The sequence below is a fragment of the Photorhabdus sp. S10-54 genome (assembly GCF_963878145.1).
Classification (GTDB): domain Bacteria; phylum Pseudomonadota; class Gammaproteobacteria; order Enterobacterales; family Enterobacteriaceae; genus Photorhabdus; species Photorhabdus kayaii.
This window is the reverse complement of record NZ_CAWNXG010000138.1, coordinates 1-1207: the sequence shown is the minus strand read 5'-3', so window position 1 is coordinate 1207 and position 1207 is coordinate 1. Positions and strand designations below refer to the sequence as shown.

The 1207-nt window shown below is 47.3% G+C and carries 2 protein-coding genes; both read right to left on the bottom strand.

The genetic code is table 11. From position 1 onward, the window contains the following. A partial coding sequence (locus AACQ83_RS24120; RefSeq protein ID WP_112879918.1) for a phage head morphogenesis protein occupies positions 1-723 on the bottom strand: 723 nt, incomplete at its 3' end. Then, positions 704-1207 (bottom strand): phage portal protein family protein (locus tag AACQ83_RS24115; protein WP_146747957.1); only part of this gene is annotated, 504 nt, incomplete at its 5' end. The genes AACQ83_RS24115 and AACQ83_RS24120, both read right to left, overlap by 20 nt.

The following is a 1207-nucleotide window of genomic DNA, read 5'->3' as shown; positions in this document are numbered from 1 at the left end:
ATCAGTCGCCACTTTTGTTATACCTGTGTTGAATGTAGCAACGGGCTGCATCTCACCTGTTTTTTGTGAAACCAATTTCAACTCCCAGCCCATTGCTTTACCTGAATTCATAACTTTCATCCCTCTGACACGAACGTCATCATGACTGAGAGCAATCACACTGCAACGGCAACACCAACCATTAGGAGGATAGAAAGCTTGCCAAAATGGGTCGTCAAAGCGAAATACCAAACCATGTAATGCAAGATGGCTCTTGCGTGTATGGTTATCGTTGATCCCTGTATACATCCAGTACGGTCGGTCATCAACATTTTCCATTTGTTCGGTCCAACGGCCTGCACTGTACAGCACTGACATGTTGGTACGAAAGATAGTATCAAGACGCCACGGGCTACCTTGCTGAACAGTGACACGTTCCCCTGTAACGGGGTCATCGGTTTCTTTCGTTCCCCACCACCCCTTACGTCTTAATGTTGGCTCCAGCTCCTGACGAAACCAACGATCAGTCTTGCCTTCATCCAGTGCCTGCTGTAGCGCCTGGCGAATATCTTCCAGAATATCCAGACGCGTGACTTTCGCCACTGTGAATGCATGGGAATGAGTCTCTTGCCAAAGTTCTTCCCAATCCCAGGTTATCTTGTAGCCCTTAGATTGCAGATAACCAATGGCTCGCTTGGGAGGTAATGTCATGCAATACGCCAGTTCAGGCGTGGTTATGCTCATGCAAGCGTCCCCAAATGTTAGACACAAACAAAACCCGCGCTAGCCGCTCTTGCAAACCATCTGTGTCCATTTGTGGATAAAGCTCGGCTAACTCTCCTATAAGATCGCTGGGATTAGCACCGTTTTGAACACGATGGAACAAAGGAGCCAGTAGAGATCTCAACGATTCATTCAATGATCCTTCATTCATCAAAATATCCAGCGCTTCATCTAAGGTGTCCTGTGCTGCTAAATCTGCGTTAACAGCTTCAGAAAACGCCAGTGGGAGTGGGGGAATAGGCGTGGTTGACAAGGTTGTTTCATCAATATCCCCATCCTGCAATTGATATTCGCGTTTCCAGTATTGCGGAGTAAATTTGACACCAGCCTGACTCAACTTAACGTCACGATTAGCCTGTGTTTCATCAACCGACCGCTGTTCCCAAAGACGATAGACCGGACATTCAACGTTACCGAAGTTCAATTCTACGACCCAGCGTATAGC